General features: G+C 73.5%; 15 protein-coding genes. 9 read left to right on the top strand and 6 right to left on the bottom strand.

All coding sequences use genetic code 11. The features are described 5' to 3' along the window. The first annotated feature begins 115 nt into the window (after positions 1-115). From ACYVG5_RS13005 to ACYVG5_RS12970, 8 genes are all read left to right on the top strand, one after another. Positions 116-550 (top strand): FliO/MopB family protein, encoded by a 435-nt coding sequence (locus tag ACYVG5_RS13005; protein WP_222049615.1) that lies wholly within the window; start codon positions 116-118, stop codon positions 548-550. Beyond that, positions 547-1410 carry a flagellar type III secretion system pore protein FliP gene (gene fliP / locus ACYVG5_RS13000; protein ID WP_460683238.1) on the top strand — a complete coding sequence of 288 codons (864 nt, stop codon included), beginning with the start codon at positions 547-549 and terminating at the stop codon, positions 1408-1410. The genes ACYVG5_RS13005 and fliP overlap by 4 nt, the downstream gene beginning before the upstream one ends. Positions 1411-1489: 79 nt before the next feature. Continuing rightward, the gene (gene fliQ, locus ACYVG5_RS12995; RefSeq protein ID WP_222049614.1) at positions 1490-1765 is read left to right on the top strand and encodes a flagellar biosynthesis protein FliQ; all 276 of its coding nucleotides are present in this window, start codon (positions 1490-1492) and stop codon (positions 1763-1765) included. 7 nt (positions 1766-1772) lie between these two features. After that, positions 1773-2537 (top strand): flagellar biosynthetic protein FliR, encoded by a 765-nt coding sequence (gene fliR, locus ACYVG5_RS12990; protein WP_222049613.1) that lies wholly within the window; start codon positions 1773-1775, stop codon positions 2535-2537. Positions 2538-2540: 3 nt separating this feature from the next. After that, positions 2541-3671, top strand: coding sequence for an EscU/YscU/HrcU family type III secretion system export apparatus switch protein (locus ACYVG5_RS12985; protein WP_222049612.1), 1131 nt, complete (start codon positions 2541-2543; stop codon positions 3669-3671). A 275-nt stretch (positions 3672-3946) separates the two neighbouring features. Then, positions 3947-5992: a flagellar biosynthesis protein FlhA gene (gene flhA / locus ACYVG5_RS12980; RefSeq protein WP_222049611.1), complete on the top strand. Its 2046-nt coding sequence runs from the start codon at positions 3947-3949 to the stop codon at positions 5990-5992. Next, positions 5973-8702: a hypothetical protein gene (locus tag ACYVG5_RS12975; protein ID WP_222049644.1), complete on the top strand. Its 2730-nt coding sequence runs from the start codon at positions 5973-5975 to the stop codon at positions 8700-8702. Before flhA ends, ACYVG5_RS12975 begins: the two co-directional genes overlap by 20 nt. Before the next feature lie 49 nt (positions 8703-8751). Beyond that, on the top strand, positions 8752-8988 hold the full coding sequence (locus ACYVG5_RS12970) for a hypothetical protein (protein WP_222049610.1): 237 nt from the start codon (positions 8752-8754) through the stop codon (positions 8986-8988). A gap of 98 nt (positions 8989-9086) precedes the next feature. On the opposite strand, the gene ACYVG5_RS12965 is transcribed toward ACYVG5_RS12970, so the two are convergent. From ACYVG5_RS12965 to ACYVG5_RS12950, 4 genes are all read right to left on the bottom strand, one after another. After that, on the bottom strand, positions 9087-10382 hold the full coding sequence (locus ACYVG5_RS12965; protein WP_222049609.1) for a PhoH family protein: 1296 nt from the start codon (positions 10380-10382) through the stop codon (positions 9087-9089). 308 nt (positions 10383-10690) lie between these two features. Next, positions 10691-10882, bottom strand: a complete 192-nt coding sequence (locus tag ACYVG5_RS12960; protein ID WP_222049608.1) for a hypothetical protein — start codon at positions 10880-10882, stop codon at positions 10691-10693. 6 nt (positions 10883-10888) lie between these two features. Beyond that, a complete protein-coding gene (locus ACYVG5_RS12955; protein WP_222049607.1) occupies positions 10889-12106 on the bottom strand; it encodes a DUF885 domain-containing protein in 1218 nt (405 codons plus the stop codon). An 81-nt stretch (positions 12107-12187) separates the two neighbouring features. After that, the gene (locus ACYVG5_RS12950; RefSeq protein ID WP_222049606.1) at positions 12188-12967 is read right to left on the bottom strand and encodes an isoprenyl transferase; all 780 of its coding nucleotides are present in this window, start codon (positions 12965-12967) and stop codon (positions 12188-12190) included. A gap of 114 nt (positions 12968-13081) precedes the next feature. Between ACYVG5_RS12950 and trhA the strand changes: the two genes are divergently transcribed. After that, entirely contained in the window at positions 13082-13909 is an 828-nt protein-coding gene (gene trhA / locus ACYVG5_RS12945; RefSeq protein WP_222049605.1) for a PAQR family membrane homeostasis protein TrhA, read from the top strand. Between the two features lie 178 nt (positions 13910-14087). Here the strand turns inward: trhA and ACYVG5_RS12940 are convergent, their stop codons facing one another. Together ACYVG5_RS12940 and ACYVG5_RS12935 are read right to left on the bottom strand one after the other, a co-directional pair. Then, positions 14088-15332 (bottom strand): geranylgeranyl reductase family protein, encoded by a 1245-nt coding sequence (locus tag ACYVG5_RS12940; protein ID WP_222049604.1) that lies wholly within the window; start codon positions 15330-15332, stop codon positions 14088-14090. A 139-nt stretch (positions 15333-15471) separates the two neighbouring features. Then, on the bottom strand, positions 15472-16056 hold the full coding sequence (locus ACYVG5_RS12935) for a hypothetical protein (protein WP_222049603.1): 585 nt from the start codon (positions 16054-16056) through the stop codon (positions 15472-15474). Positions 16057-16067 lie beyond the last annotated feature (11 nt).

Raw genomic sequence — 16067 nt, 5'->3', positions numbered from 1 at the left:
CCCGTCGCCGACAGGGCGTGAGCATCGCAGCGAGCGCCAGCGAGCGAGGAGCGGAGCGCCCGCGGAGGCGACCCGTGTTCTCGACCGAGGAGCGGAACGAAGCCGGAGTCGAGCGATGACCTGGATGCTCATCCGCCTCGTCCTGTCCCTGGGCCTCATCGCGGCGGTGCTCGTCTTCGCCTCGCGGTTGGCCAAGAAGCGCGGGCTGGGCCAGGGCAACGGCCTCATCGAGGTCGTCGCCCGGCAGCGCATGGGCCGGGCGAGCAGTGTCTCGGTGCTCCGGGTCGCCGGCCGCGTGCTGGTCATCGGGGCGACCGACGAACAGGTCACCCTGCTCGCCGAGATGGAGGAGGACGAGGTACAGACCGCGCTGGCCGCGGCGCCCCGCGCGGCCGCCCTCCGGCCGGACGGCACGGTCGACCCCGGCCCGGCCACCCGGCCCACGCTGGTCGCCCGGTCCTCCTCGGGTTCGCTGGCGGGTTCGGTGCTCGACCGGGGCGCCTGGACGACCCTGGTCCAGGACCTCCGCGACCGGACGGTCCGCCGGTGATCCGCACCCTCCCCCGCTTCCGCCAATATGGCCATGATGGCGCGCTGGGGGGAACCCGCCGGATCGCGGTGCTGCTCCCGCTCGTGCTGCTCGCCCTGGGCGCCGCTCTCCTCGTGGCCATGGTCGCGCTCGCCGGACCGGCCTCCGCCGCCCCGACACCGCCCACCGCACCGACGGACCCCGTCGCCCCGGTGGTGGACGGCGGCGGGCTGGACATCTCCATCGGTGGCGACAGCCCGAGCACCGCGGTCACGCTCATCCTGGCCATCACCGTGCTGTCGATCGCGCCGTCCGCGCTGCTGCTCGTGACGTCGTTCACCAAGATCATCGTGGTGCTGTCGCTGACCCGCAATGCGCTGGGCCTGCCCACCTCGCCGCCCAACCAGGTGCTCACCGGGATCGCGCTGTTCCTGACCATCTTCGTGATGGGCCCGGTGTTCGGCGACATCAACGAGATCGCCGTCCAGCCCTACCTGGACGGGGCGATCACCGCCTCGCAGGCCTACGACAGCGGCTCGGCGCCGCTGAAGGAGTTCCTGCTCGGCAACACCCGCGACGACGAGCTCAAGCTGATGATCGGGCTGTCGGGCGAGGAGCAACCGGCCGACCGCGAGTCGGTGAGCATGCTGACCCTGGTCCCGGCGTTCGTGCTCTCGGAGCTCAAGAGCGCCTTCATCATCGGCCTGGTCGTGTTCATCCCGTTCCTGGTGCTGGACATGCTGGTCAGCGCCTCGCTGATGGCGATGGGCATGATGATGGTGCCGCCGTCGATCGTGTCGCTGCCGTTCAAGCTGCTGCTGTTCGTGGTGGTGGACGGCTGGACGCTGATCACGACCGCGTTGGTGGGGTCGTACACATGAGCGCCGCGATGACGACGGGCGAGCGAGCATCGCAGGGAGCGCCAGCGACCGAGGAGCGGAACGAGTCCGGAGACGAGCAATGAGCGACGCCGACGTCATCGACATCGCCACGCAGACCATGCTGCTGTCGGCGAAGATCGCCGCGCCCATCCTGCTGACCGCACTGCTGGTCGGCTTCATGATCTCGCTGTTCCAGGCCGCGACCCAGATCCAGGAACCGACGCTGTCGTTCGTGCCGAAGATGATCGCGGTGGCGATCGCGTTGCTGCTGACCGGCAACTGGGTGCTCGCCGAGCTGGTGTCCTTCACCGACCACCTGTTCGAGTCGCTGCCCCGGTTGCTCGGCAAGAGCTGAGGCCCCGGTGGACCTCTCGGTCCCGTCGGCGACCGTGGCGGCCCTGCTGCTGGCCACGGTGCGAGCCACGGGCTTCGTCGTCCTGGCCCCGCCGTTCAACAACAACGGCATCCCGATGGCGGTCAAGGGGGCGTTGGCCCTCGCACTGTCGCTGGTCGTCTTCCCGCAGCTGGCCGCGGACATGCCGGCCGTCACCGCCGGCTTCCTGATCGTCGCGGCGATCACCGAAGCGATCATCGGCGCGGCCCTGGGCTTCGTCGTCCAGGTCCTCTTCACCGCCGTCCAGCTGGCCGGCGACATCATCGACATCGCCGGCGGCTTCTCGCTCCAACCCGCCTTCGACCCGCTGTCGCTGACGATGAACTCCTCGATCGGCCGGCTGCACTACCTGCTGGCCACCACGCTGCTGTTCACCAGCGGCGGCCACCTGATGCTCGTCCGCGGCTTCGTCACCTCGTACCAGGGGTTGCCGCTGGGCGGCTCGCTGGACACCGAGCAACTCGGCTCCGCGATGACCACCGCGTTCGCCATGATGTTCCTGGCCGCCCTGCAGATCGCCGGCCCCATGGTGGCCGTGCTGCTGCTCACCGACGTCGCCCTGGCGCTGCTGAGCAAGGCCGCGCCCGCGCTGAACATGTTCTCGCTGGGCTTCCCGGTGAAGATCATGGTGACGCTGGCCCTGCTCGGGCTGACGTTCCCGCTGCTGCCGCCGGCCCTCGACGCGCTGATGTCCACCGCCGTCGAGGCGATGACCTCCTTCCGGAGCGGGTGACCCGTGGCCAAGGACGGTCCCGGCGGGGAGAAGACCGAGAAGCCGACTCCGCAGAAGATCAAGGAGGCCCGCAAGGAAGGCCAGATCCCGCGGACCCAGGAGCTCGGTTCCTGGCTCGGCGCGGCGGTGGCGAGCTTCCTGCTGCCGATGCTGGTGGGCAACTCCTTCGAGACGGCCCAGGAGCTCTTCCTCCAGGTCGGCGTGGTGGCCCAGGCTCCGGAGACGTCGGCTCTCACGGAGCTGATGGGCCAGGCCCTCATCGCCTTCCTCACCACGGTGCTGCCGATGGCGGTGGCGCTGATGCTGCTCGGCACGCTGGCCCTGGCGGCTCAGGGCGGAGTCACCCTGGCCCCCAAGGGGATGAAGCCGACCCTGAAGAAGTTCAACCCGCTACCGGGCGTCAAGCGGATGTTCGGCACCCAGGGGCTGTGGGAGGCCGCCAAGGCGATCATCAAGACCGTCGCGCTGGCCGTCATCATCATCACCACCTCGGACAAGGCCCAGGAGCTCGTCTCCGCCTCCGGCGCCCTGCCGCTGTCCCGGATCATCCAGGTCTTCGCCGAGTCCGCCGTCCTGATGTTCCGCGTCGTGGGCGTCACCGGGCTGGTCATCGCGGTGGCCGACTACATCGTCGTCCGCAAGAAGATGATGAAGCAGCTCCAGATGAGCCACACCGAGATCAAGCAGGAACACAAGCAGTCCGAGGGCGACCCGCTGGTCAAGGGACAGCGGCGGGCGACCCAGCTGGCGATGTCCCGGAACCGGATGATGAGCGAGGTCGCCGACGCCGACGTCCTGCTGGTCAACCCCACGCACGTGGCCGTCGCGCTGAAGTACACCCCCGAGAAGGGTGCGCCGCGGGTGGTGGCCAAGGGCTCCGGCGAGCTCGCCGCCCGGCTGCGCGCCCTGGCCGAGGAGAACCGGGTCCCGATGGTTCAGGACATCCCGCTCGCCCGGGCCCTGCACGCCTCCTGCGACCTGAACCAGGAGGTACCGGCGCAGCTGTTCACCGCGGTGGCCCGGGTGCTCGCCTTCGTCATGCAACTGTCCTCCCGCGGGGTCCGCGGGGGCATGCACCGGCCCGGTTTCGAGCCGCCGGTGACCGAGGGGCTCCCCCGCGCCCGTCGCCGCTGAAAGCGGACCCTGCTGCCCCCGGCCCGCTCCCGGGACCCGGCCCGAGCTCGCGAGGGTCGGGGAGGAGCGGGTCCTTCCCCTCGCGGCGGGCCCCTGCAGGAGGGCCGCGGGATCTTCGGTGAACGCGCGGAGCGCGTGTGACTCGCGGGGCGCCCGCCCCTTCCGCTCCGGTACCGCCGTCCTCACCGACTGCCGAGAACGGCTGAGAGGAGCACACCGCTCCCCACGGGCAGCCTGCGGACCGCGGGCGTCGGGTGCGAGGAGAGGAGGACCGGATGCGGAACCTGGGCAAGGCCGCCGTCCCCATCGGAGTCGTCTCCATCGTCCTGATGCTGGTCGTGCCGCTGCCGGCCGCGCTGCTGGACCTGCTGCTCGGCCTGAACATCACGATGTCGCTGCTGATCCTGCTGGTGGCGATGCAGATCAAGCGGCCCCTGGACTTCGCCGTCTTCCCGGCCCTGGTGCTCGTCGCCACGCTGATGCGCCTCGCGCTCAACGTGTCCTCGACCCGGCTGGTGCTCACCGACGGTTACGCCGGCAAGGTCATCGAGGCCTTCGGCCACTTCGTCATCGGTGGCTCACTGGTCGTCGGCCTGGTGATCTTCGTGATCCTCACGATCATCCAGTTCGTCGTCATCACCAACGGTGCCGGGCGCGTGGCCGAGGTCGGCGCCCGATTCACCCTCGACGCGATGCCCGGCAAGCAGATGGCCATCGACGCCGACCTCAATGCCGGGCTGATCAACGAGAAGCAGGCCCGCAAGCGGCGCCAGGAGGTCACCTCCGAGGCCGACTTCTACGGCTCGATGGACGGCGCCAGCAAGTTCGTCAAGGGCGACGCCATCGCCGGCATCATCGTTACGCTGATCAACCTGATCGGCGGCTTCGCCATCGGGATCATGCAGCGTGGCTTGGCGCCGGGCGAGGCCGTCTCCACGTACTCGCTGCTGACCGTCGGCGACGGCCTGGTCTCGCAGATCCCCGCCCTGCTGATCTCCACGGCCACCGGCCTGATCGTGACCCGGTCGGCCTCCGACGGCGACATGGGCCAGGACCTGATCAAGCAGCTGGGCCGCAGCAAGCAGCCGCTGCGGGTCGCCGGCGGCGCCGCCATCGCCCTGTGCCTCATCCCCGGCCTGCCCAAGCTGCCCTTCCTCATCGTCGGCAGCCTCTTCCTGTTCGCCGCCAGCCGGGTGACCGAGGTGGTCGAGACCGACGACGACGACGAGCAGGCCGCGATCGGACCGGACGCCGAGGCCCAACCCGACTCCCCCGAGTCCATCGCCGAGCGGATGCGGGTCGACCCGCTGGAGCTCGAGGTGGCCTTCGACCTCGTCGAGCTCGTCGACACCGCCCGCGGCGGCGACCTGCTCGACCGGGTCAAGGCGCTGCGCCGCAAGGTGGCCATGGACACCGGCCTGGTCATCCCGCTGGTCCGCACCCGGGACAACCTGGACCTGCCCTCGTCGGAGTACGTCATCTGGCTCAACGGTGTCCCGGCCGCGAAGGGCATCTCCCCCGCCGGCACGGTGCTGGCCATCGGCGACCACCTCGACGGGCTGCCCGGCAAGGCCACCCGCGAGCCGGTGTTCGGGCTGCCCGCCAAGTGGGTCCCCGCCGAGCTGCAGCGTCAGGCCGAGATGGCCGGCGCCACGGTGGTCGACCGCTCCTCGGTGATCACCACGCACCTGGCCGAGGTGGTCCGGCAGAACGCCTCGTCGCTGCTCGGGCGGGAGGACGTCCGGCTGCTGATCGAGATGGTCCGCCGCTCGCACCCGGTCGTGGTCGAGGAGCTCACCCCGACACTGCTCACCACCGGTGAGATCCAGCGGGTGCTGGCCGCCCTGCTCGACGAGGACGTCTCGATCCGCGACCTGGTCCGGATCTTCGAGGCGCTCTCCTTGCGGGCCAAGACCTCCACCGACCTCGACGGGCTGGTGGAAGCCGTGCGCAACGCCCTCGGCGCGGCGATCAGCCACCCCTACGTCACCCCCGACGAGCGGCTGCACGTCATCACCCTCGAGCCCGGCTTCGAGCAGCGGCTGCTCGAGTCGATCCGCCAGGGCGCCGACGGCCAGGTCCTCGCCCTGGACGGGCACACCGTGGACGTGCTGGTCCGCGGCTGCACCGAACTGCTCGAGGAGGCAGAGCGCGTGAACCTGTCCCCTGTCCTGGTGTGTTCGCCGCAGGTGCGCGCCGCCCTGTCCCGCCTGGTCCGCCAGGTCCTTCCCCGGCTGTCGGTCATCTCCTACAACGAGGTGTCCCGCACGGCCCAGATCGAATCCCTGGGAGTGGTGAGCGGTGCCGTCGCAATCCGTTGAGGCAGCCACGCGCGAGGAGGCCATCGCCGCCGCCCGCGAGGAGTACGGGCCGTCGGCGAAGATCGTCGGCGTCCGTCGCATCCGTTCCGGCGGGGTGCTCGGGTTCTTCGCCGCCGAGCGCTACGTCGCCGAGGTCGACCTGAGCGCGCGCAGCGCCCCGGCCGGCGGCGGGTCCGCCCGCAGGCCGGACGACCGGGCCGACCCCGGCACCGGATCCCGCTCCGACGGGGCGCCCCGCCGGGCGCCCCGCGCCCGCCCGGCCGAGTCGGTCGACGACCGGATGTCCGAGCTGGCCGACCTGCTCGGACCGTCGTCGGGTCAGCTGCCGATCGGCCTCTACTCGGCCGCCGGAGTGGCCCGGGGCCCGGCCATCGAGGACGTCGTCGCCCAGCGGCGCCCACGCACGGCGCCGGCTCCCGAGACACCGGCCGGGGGTCTCCGCGCTTCCGCGCCGGCCCGGACCACCGGCCCGGCCGCGGCCCCGATCGGCTCCACCGCGGCACCGCGGGGCGGTGCGGCCCCCCGGGACAGCGCCCCGGTCGCCGGCCTCGCCCGGGGCTCCTTCGCGGCCGCCGTGCAGGCCGCGGCCGCCGCCCCGGCCGCCACGCCGTTCACCCCTTCCCGTCACCGGCCGACCCTCGACCGGTTCGTCGAGACCGCTCCCGAGCCGGCGGCCGAGCCCGAACCGGCCGGCCCCTCGCCGTTCACCGCCGCCCTCGCCCGGATGGTCGCCGACCGTTCGGTCTCCGTCGCCGTCACCGCCGCCGTCACCGACGCCGACGCCGACGCTGACGCCGTCGAACGCTCCGCTGCCGACGAGCGCGCTGCCGATCACCGCACCGCTGACGACCTCGGCTCCGACGGCCTCGGCTTCGAGCCGGTCGAGGAGCCGGTCTTCCGGGTACGGGCCGAGGAGTGGATCGACGAGACCGAGGAGGCCGTCCCGGCGCCGGTGGCCGCTGTCCCGGCCGCCACGCCGGCACCGGTGGCGGCGTCCGCTCCCCCGGCGCCGGTCACGGCGCCTGCTCCCGCGGCGCCGGGGGCCGCCCCCGGCGCACCGGCGCAGCCCGCCGCCGCACTCCCCGACGTTGCCGCGGCCGCGTCGGCTGCAGCCGACGCCCCGCAGTCCCTGGACCAGCGCGCCGCCCTCCAGTCGGCGCTGCAGTCCGTGCTGCGCTCGGCCGGGTCCACGGACCGCGACATGGAGCGCCTGCTCGAAGGGGTGCTCGAGCGCGTCCTCTCCGGCGAGGCCGCCACCGCCGCGGCGGTGGAGCTCGACGAGTCGTCGTCCCGCGGCCGGCACCGCTTCCCCGAGCCCACGGCCACGAGCCAGCCGGTCACGAGCCACCCGGCCACGAGCGAGATGGCCGCCGTCCGCCCCGACCACGCCCCGCTACCCGGGACGCTGCGGCCCGTGCCGGTTCCCGTCGGGACCGCCGCGGAGAACCTGGCCGCGCTGACCCCCGACCCCCTGGACGAGGAGCTGGCCGAGCTGGCCGGCGACCGGACCGCGGACGACTGGGCGGCCGACTGGGCCGACGACGTCCGGGTGCAGGAGGCCCGGGTGCACGAGCTCCGCCGGGACGTCGTCGTGGACATGCAGCGCCACGAGGTCCTCGCGCACCGCGAGCCGCTGGTGATGACCCCGTCGATGGCCGCCTGGCCGGCCATGGCGCGCACGGCCAGCGACCCCGCTCCGCTGTCGATGGACGCCACCACGATCCTGCCCCCGCTGTCGCTGCTGCCCCCGCAGCGGATGCCCTCGATCGGCGGTCTCCCGCCGCTGCTCAAGGGTCGCCCCGCGGTCCCGCCCGCCCGCCGTCCGCTGGCCTCCGGCCCCAGCACGGCCAGCCGGCCGGCGATCTCCGGCCGTCCCGCGGTGCCGGACCGGCTCGAGGGCGCTGAGCGCACCGCGCTCGAGGTCGCGCCCCGCCAGGTTCCCCTGGCCGCTGCCGAGGTCGGGCCCCGGCTGGCCACGGTCACCCGGCTGGTGCCGATCCCGTCCTCCTCCGGCGAGCTGGCTCCCTACGGGGTGAGCTCCGGTGAGGAGCTCGTCGTCCAGTTGCTCGCGCTGGGCGTCCCCGAGTTCCTCATCTCCCCGGGGTTCGCCGGCGACGCGGCCACCCGTGGTCTGTACGCGGCGCTCACCCGCACCCTCAGCGACCGGCTCGCCCCGGTCCCCGACGTGCCGGCCGAGCCGGGTTCGGTGCTGCTCGTGGTCGGCCCCGGCCCCGAGACGCTGGCCGCCGCCCGGTCGTTGGCCGTCTCGGTGCGGCTCGACCCGGCCGCGGTGCAGTGGGCCACCCCCGGCGACGCCGCCTCCCTGGTTCCCGAGCACAGCCGGATCACCACGCTGGAGACCGCCACCGAACGGCACCGGATCAGTGAGCGGGCCGGCACGGTGACCATCGTCGCCGTCGACGCCCCGCTGCGGACCGGCGGCGGCAACTGGCTGGCGCACATGCTCGCCATCTGGGCGCCGGACGCCGTCTGGGGTGTCGTCGACGCCACCCGCAAGCTGGAGGACGTCGTTCCGTGGCTCGACGCGCTGCCCCGGCTGGACGCCGTCGTCGTCCAGGAGACCGAGGCGACCGCCGACCCCGCCGCCGTGCTCAGCCACCTGACCGCTCCGGTCGCGCGGATCGACGGGGCACGGGCGACCGCGCACCGCTGGGCCTCCCTGCTGTGTGAGCGGCTGGAGGACATGTGACCCCGGCGGCCGGCCGGGTGCGGCCGACCGGCCGGCGCAGGGAGGACCGGTGAGCCCGTTGCGCGGCGACGTGCTCATCACCGGCTTCGTGCTCGCCATCCCGGTGCTGCTCCTCGGCCTGCGCGGCGACCTCGCCCCCGACGACGTCGTGCTGCGCGTGGTGTGGTGCCTGGGGGCCGGCTGGGCCGCGGTGGCCCTGATGCGCTTCGCCACCGTGCCCCGCACCCCGGCCCGCTCGACGACGTCCACCCGGACCCCGCCCGCGAGCGAACCTCCCACCTCCTGACCGCCCCGCCGGCTCTTGCGGCTTCGCTCCCCTTCTTGCGGCGTTGCAACACCGCAGGAGCAGTTGCAACACCGCAGGAGCCGGCGAGGGCCGGCCGATCAGCGCGGGAGGTCCTCCAGCATCTCGGTGACCAGCGCGGCGATCGGCGAGCGCTCCGAGCGGGTCAGGGTCACGTGGGCGAACAGCGGGTGCCCCTTGAGGGCCTCGATCACCGCGGTGACGCCGTCGTGCCGGCCGACCCGCAGGTTGTCGCGCTGGGCGACGTCGTGGGTGAGGACGACGCGGGAGTTGGTGCCCAGCCGGGAGAGCACGGTCAGCAGCACGCCGCGCTCGAGGGACTGCGCCTCGTCGACGACGACGAACGAGTCGTGCAGCGAGCGGCCACGGATGTGGGTCAGCGGCAGCACCTCGATCAGCCCGCGGCCGATGACCTCGTCGAGGACAGCGGGTGAGACCAGCGCCCCCAGGGTGTCGAAGACCGCCTGGGCCCAGGGCGCCATCTTCTCGCCCTCGCTGCCCGGCAGGTACCCCAGCTCCTGGCCGCCGACGGCGTACAGCGGCCGGAAGATGACCACCTTCTTGTGCGCGCGCCGCTCCAGCACCGACTCCAGCCCCGCGCACAGCGCCAGCGCCGACTTGCCGGTGCCGGCCCGACCGCCCATCGACACGATGCCGATCTCGGGGTCGAGCAGCAGGTCCAGGGCGATCCGCTGCTCGGCCGACCGGCCGTGCAGCCCGAAGGCATCGCGGTCACCGCGCACCAGCTTCACCTGCTTGTCCGGCGTCACCCGGCCCAACGCCGATCCGCGGGGCGACAGCAGCACCAGCCCGGTGTGCGTGGGCAGCTCCGCGGCGGCCGGCACGAACAGCGACCCGGCCTCGTAGAGAGCGTTCACCTCCGCCTCGTCGAGCGCGAGCTCGCCCATCCCGGTCCACCCGGCGTCGACGGCGCCCAGCGCCCGGTACTCGTCGGTCTCCAGGCCCATGGCCGCCGCCTTGACCCGCAGCGGGACGTCCTTGGTGACCAGGCAGACGTCCCGGCCCTCGCTGCGGAGGTTCAGCGCCACCACCATGATCCGGCTGTCGTTGCTGTCGTTGCGGAAACCGACCGGCAGCACCGACGGATCGCTGTGGTTCAGCTCCACGTGCAGCGTGCTGCCCTGGTCACCGACCGGGACGGGAGCGTCGAGCCGGCCGTGCTGGACCCGCAGGTCGTCGAGCGCCCGCAGGGTCTGCCGGGCGAACCAGCCGAGCTCCGGGTGGTCGCGCTTGGCCTCCAGTTCGCTGATGACCACCAGGGGCAGCACCACGTCGTGCCCGCCGAAGCGCAGCAGCGCACCCGGGTCGGAGAGCAGGACGGAGGTGTCCAGGACGAACGTGCGGCGCTTGTTCACGAGTCGACTCCCGTGGGGCGCGGGACGCGCCCCGGCTCGAAGGTGGCCGGGTCCCGGCGCAGGGGCCTGGACGCGGCCCCTCTGGACGACGTACGCAGTCGCACCATCCGGGCCTCCCGTGGACGACGGGGTGGCACCCGTCCTCCACCGCGGACGCTAGGCGCCGGTACCGACGAATGGAGCCCCACAACACGCCAACGGGTGACACGTGGGACAACGGTGACCTCGCGGACACCTCACGTTCAGCTGGATTCCTGCCGGAAGCGCCGGACGCCGAAGCCCCCGGCCGAGCACGCCCGTGCCCACGGTCAGCGGCCGGGCGCCGCGCCGTCGTCCCGGTGGCGCAGGCTCACCAGCGCCCCCAGTACCGGCGCGAGCAGCACCGGCCACTGCAGCGACAGGTCACCCACCCACAGCAGGCCGGCCAGCAGCAGCACGGCCAGCCACCCCGCCGTCCAGAGCCCGAGGAACCGTCGTTGCCCCGCCGTCGGCCGCACCACCCCGGCTCAGGCCGCCGTCAGTTCGGCGGTGACGCCGGCCGGGGTGAGCGGCTCGTCCAGCAGCCGCAGGAAGCGGTCGGCGACCGGCTGCTCCACCGGGCGGGCCGCGAGCCAGCGGCTCAGCAGCTGGTACCCCTCGACGTAGGTGGAGATGTAGGCCCGCCACAACGGGTCGGTGAGGAAGCGCAATTGCTGGACGGCGCGGTCGTGGCTGACCAGACCCCACCGCTGCAGGTGGGCGATGACGACGTCGGGATCGGCGTGCCGGTCGTGCAGCAGGATCGCGGCGTCCTGGCGCACGCGGTTGAGCGGTGCCGCGACGGCGGCCACCCGCTCGGCCAGCGCGCCGTCGAAGTGCAGGCCCAGGTCGGCGAGGACCTCGGCCGACCACGCGCCCCACCCGTCGCCGACGGCCACCTCCACGCCCAGGTCGGCCAGCCCCTCGGCCATCAGGCACTCGGGGGTGTTGACCAGGAAGATGGTGTGCTCGAGGTGCTGGTCGCGCTCGACGAGCCCCTGCTCCTTGCGGCAGTGCTCGGTGTGGTGGCCGGGGTAGGACTCGTGCGCGACCAGGTGCGGCAGCTGACCCAGCCGGTGCGGGAGGTCGGCGTTGATGGCCACCCGGGAGCGGTAGCCGCCCTCGTAGTAGTTGAAGCCCGACCACGGCTTGTCGGTGACCACCTCGTAGCGCACCGTCTCGGCCTCGGGCAGCCCGTACCGGCCGCGGACCCGGTCACGCAGGGCCGAGGACAGCGCGTGCACGGCGACCTCCAGCCGGGCCGGCGGGCACTCCTCGCGCCGGCGGTGCACGGCGTAGCGCTCGGCGAGCGTGCCGCTGCCCGGCAGCAGCCGTTCCAGCTCGGCGTGCGCGGCGGCGTACTCGCCCGGGTCACCGAGGGCGACGTCGACCTGGAAGTAGGCGCGCACCTCGTCGACGAAGCCGATCGGCTCCCCCGCCATCTTCCGGGCGGTGCACTCCAACCCGGTCAGCTGACCGCGCAGGTAGCCGGCCCGGTCGCGGCGCAGCCCCGCGACGTCGAGCTCGGCGAGCAGGGCGCGGGCCTGGTTCCGCAGCCCCTGCGGCGTGGGCGCCGGCTCGTCGGCCACCTGCGCGCGCAGCCGCGGGTCGCCGGTGTAGGCGTCGACGAAGCCGGGCTCCACCCGGTCGAACCGCAGCCCCAGCCGCACGTACTCCAGGGGGACGTCGACCGCGCCGGCTGCCATGGCCCCGAGTCTCCCAGCCGCCGCAGCACACGACCGCCGCCGCCCCGGGTTCCGCTCCCCGGTCGCTGCCTCGCCGGCGCGTCAACCGCCGAAACGCCGGTTCCGGGCGGCGTAGTCACGCAGCGCACGCAGGAAGTCGACCCGACGGAACTCCGGCCAGTAGACGTCGGTGAAGTAGAACTCGGAGTGCGCCGTCTGCCAGAGCAGGAAGCCCGACAGCCGCTGCTCGCCGCTGGTGCGGATGACGAGATCGGGGTCGGGCTGGCCGCGGGTGTAGAGATGCTCGGAGATGTGCTCGACGTCCAGCACCTCGATCAGCTCGGGCAGCGTCGTCCCCCGCTGGGCGTGCTCGGCCAGCAGCGAGCGGACGGCGTCGGCGATCTCCCGTCGCCCGCCGTAGCCGACCGCGAGGTTCACGCTGGCGCCCGGACGGTCGCGGGTGTCCTCCTCCGCTTCCTTGAGCACGGCGACGGTCTCGGCCGGCAGCAGCTCCAGCGCACCGAACGCCCGCAGGTGCCAGTTGCGCCCCGGCTGCGCCAGGTCGCAGGCGACCCCCTCGATGATCCGCAGCAGCGGGGTGAGCTCCGGCTCGGGGCGCTGCAGGTTGTCGGTCGACAGCAGGAAGAGGGTGACCACCTCGACCTTGGCCTCGTCGCACCAGCGCAGCAGCTCGGCGATTTTGTCGGCACCGACCCGGTGGCCGTCGTTGACGTCCTCCAGGCCGATGGACTTCGCCCAGCGGCGGTTGCCGTCGATGATCACGCCGACGTGCCGGGGGGTGTCGCCGCCCAGGACCGCACGGGCCAACCGTCGTTCGTACAGGATGGTGAGCACCTCGCGGACCCGCGCGCGCACCCTCACGGAAGGCAGCCTAGGACCCTTCCGGCCCGGCGCCTCCCGGCACGCCGCAGACCACCGGCCGGATCACAGCCCGCACAGGATGACGGGCTCCCTACGGCTCCGTAACCTCGGTGCATGACGCTCTCTCCCGACCGCGCAGGCCGCGCCCGGGTCACCGCCGACGGAGCCCAGCTGGAGGCACCGCTCGGCGAGGCCGTCGATGCCGTCGTCGCCGAGGGCGAGCAGGTCCAGGCCGTCGAGCAGGCCGGTGGGTGGGCCGTCGCCGACTACGGCGACCGCGACTACGACCACCCCGACACCCGGCCCCGGATGCGCGGCTGGCTGCACCTGTTCGCGGCGTTCGGCTCGATCGTCGCCGGGGCGGTGCTCATCCCCCTCGCCTGGGCCCACGGCCCACGGGCCGGCATCCCCGTCTCGCTGTACTGCCTGACCATCCTCGGGCTGTTCGGCATCAGCGCCGCCTACCACCGGCGGCGCTGGTCACCGCGGGGCTGGAAGGTGATGAAGCGGCTCGACCACTCGATGATCTTCCTGTTCATCGCCGGCACCTACACGCCGTTCGCGATGTTGGCGGTCTCCGCGCCCACCAACTTGTGGATCCTGGGCGTGGTCTGGGCCGGCGCCCTGGCCGGGATGTCGCTGAAGCTGGTGTGGCCCACGGCGCCGCGCTGGGTGGGCGTGCCGATCTATCTCGCACTGGGCTGGGTGGCGGTGTTCGTGCTCACCGACATCCTTCGGCTCGCCGGGGTCACCGCGATGGTGCTGCTCGCCGTCGGCGGCGTGCTCTACACCGCGGGCGGCATCGCCTACGGGCTCAAGAAGCCCAACCCGTGGCCGGGCACCTTCGGCTACCACGAGGTGTTCCACGCGGCGACCATCGTGGCGGCGACCTGCCACTACATCGCCGTCTACTTCGCCTTGTACAACTCCCCTTTCGTCTGACCTCCGGTCAGACACCGCGGCCAGGTGCCGTGCCCCAGCTGCACCGAGCCGTTTCGTGGCCTGACGGCGGACAGCCTCCGGCCGCCACACCGTCCGACCACATCGGTCCTCCGGACCGCAGGTCCGTCCATGTCGTCTCACGTCGAGTTCGCCTTCGGGGGAGCCTCCGGCCCCCCGCTCAGCCGAACGGCTTGCGCTCGTCCAGCTTGAGCGACAGCTTCCCGGCGGCCCGCCAGGCGCGGGCGGTCAGGTCGCGGTCGGCGTCGGTGACCAGGTTCCCCATCACCCGCAGCGCCACCGTCATCAGCACCCGGGAGCGCATCCCGACCGGGCCGGCGGCCGGCAGCAACCGCGGCACTGTCAGCAGGCCGGCGAGCCGCCGCGCGATGGAGAAGGCCTCGCCGTAGTGCCGGCGCAGCGTCACCGGCCACGCCCGGGACCAGTCGCGCTCCTCGAGCAGCCCGCCGACCATCCGGCCGGTCTCGAGGCCGTAGTCGATGCCCTCGCCGTTGAGCGGGTTGACGCAGCCGGCGGCGTCGCCGACCAGCGCCCAGTTCGCCCCGGCCACCCCGGACACTGCCCCGCCCATCGGCAGCAGCGCACTCGCCGGGGCCCGGACCGCGCCCTCGATCCGCCAGTCGTCGCGGCGCTGGTCGGTGTAGAGCTCGAGCAGGCCCTTGAGCTGGACGCCGGCCGGCCGGCGCGCGGTGGCCAGCGTGCCGACGCCGATGTTCACCTCGCCCCCGCCGAGCGGGAAGACCCAGCCGTAGCCGGACAGCAGCTCCCCCTCCGCACCGCGCAGCTCCAGGTGGGAGGAGATCCACTCGTCGTCGCTGCGCCCGGAGGACACGTAGCCGCGGGCGGCCACGCCGTAGGCGGTGTCCCGGTGCCACTCGCGGCCCAGCACCCGGCCCAGCGGCGAGCGGGCGCCGTCGGCCACGACCAGCCGGCGGCAGGACACCGTCGTCGTCGTGTCGTCCGGACGGCGGAACACCACCCCGGACACCCGGTCGCCGTCCCGCTCGACGTCGACGGCCCTGGCGCTCTCGAGCGGCTGCGCGCCGTCGTCGAGGGCCACCTGGCGGATCCGGGCGTCCAGCTGGGTGCGCGGCACGGCGCCGCCGTGGTCGGGCAGCGACCCGCCGGGCCAGGGCAGCAGCAGCTCCTGGCCGAAGCCGGCGGCACGCAGCCCGCGGTTGCGTCCGTGGGAGCGCACCCAGTCACCCAGCCCCAGCTGGTCGAGCTCGGCGATCGCCCGCGGGGTGAGGCCGTCGCCGCAGGTCTTGTCCCGGGGAAAGACGGCGGCGTCGGCCAGCACGACGTCCGCACCGTGGCGGGCCGCCCAGGCCGCGGCGGCCGATCCGGCCGGACCGGCGCCGACCACGAGGACGTCGGTCTCGGTGGGCTCGACGTCGGTGGTCACACGACCCAGTGTCCCCGGTCGCCGCCGGCGGCCCGGCGCAGGGCCCGCCGCGATCAGCCGAACAGTGGGAAGCGGGCGGCGACGCCGGACATCCCACCCTGCGTGCTCGCCGCGATCCGGGAGCCGGGAGCCCAGCGCGTCAGCCGGTCCGGGGGCCGCGGGCGCGCACCTCCTCGACCGACTCCATGGCCCGGCGGAGGTCGGTGAGCCAGGCGTCGGTGTGCTGCCCGACCAGCCGCACCGCCCAGGCCAGGGCGTCCGAGCGCGAGCGGGCCACGCCGGCGTCGACCAGGGTGTCGAGGACCTGGCGCTCCGGCTGGCGCAGCCGGGTCATCACCGGCACCGACAGCGTGGTGAACAGCTCGCGGGTGTCGCCGCACCGGGCGCCCCACGCCACCGAACGGCCGTACCGGGCCTGGGCTGCGTCGGCGATGGCCATCCGCTGCTCGCGGGTCTGCTCGCGGAACCGGGCGATCCGTCCGGCCCGGGCCGCGGCCGGGTCACCCTCACCCGCGTCCGGCTCGGCGACGGCGCCGACCACGGTGATCTCGTCCCGGTCGAGGCTCAGCTCGACCGGCCCGGTGAACCAGCCGTCGGGCAGCCGGCCGGCGAACCAGCCGGCCACCTCCGCGCGGTCCACCGGCGGCGCCGCGTCGGCCGCGCGGCCCCGCGGCCGCCCCCGCCCGGGGAAGCCGTCCGATGCGAAGCGGTGCAGTGCGTGCATGGTGTCCTCCC

The organism is Modestobacter lapidis, from assembly GCF_054780755.1.
Note: the sequence above shows the minus strand (reverse complement) of the source record. Positions and strands in the feature narration are given on the sequence as shown.

Coding starts and splice junctions, on each gene's coding strand:
- trhA (WP_222049605.1), top strand. CDS start 13,082: ATGACGCTCTCTCCCGACCGCGCAGGCCGCGCCCGGGTCACCGCCGAC.
- ACYVG5_RS13005 (WP_222049615.1), top strand. CDS start 116: ATGACCTGGATGCTCATCCGCCTCGTCCTGTCCCTGGGCCTCATCGCG.
- ACYVG5_RS12935 (WP_222049603.1), bottom strand. CDS start 16,056: ATGCACGCACTGCACCGCTTCGCATCGGACGGCTTCCCCGGGCGGGGG.
- ACYVG5_RS12955 (WP_222049607.1), bottom strand. CDS start 12,106: ATGGCAGCCGGCGCGGTCGACGTCCCCCTGGAGTACGTGCGGCTGGGG.
- fliQ (WP_222049614.1), top strand. CDS start 1,490: ATGAGCGACGCCGACGTCATCGACATCGCCACGCAGACCATGCTGCTG.
- flhA (WP_222049611.1), top strand. CDS start 3,947: ATGCGGAACCTGGGCAAGGCCGCCGTCCCCATCGGAGTCGTCTCCATC.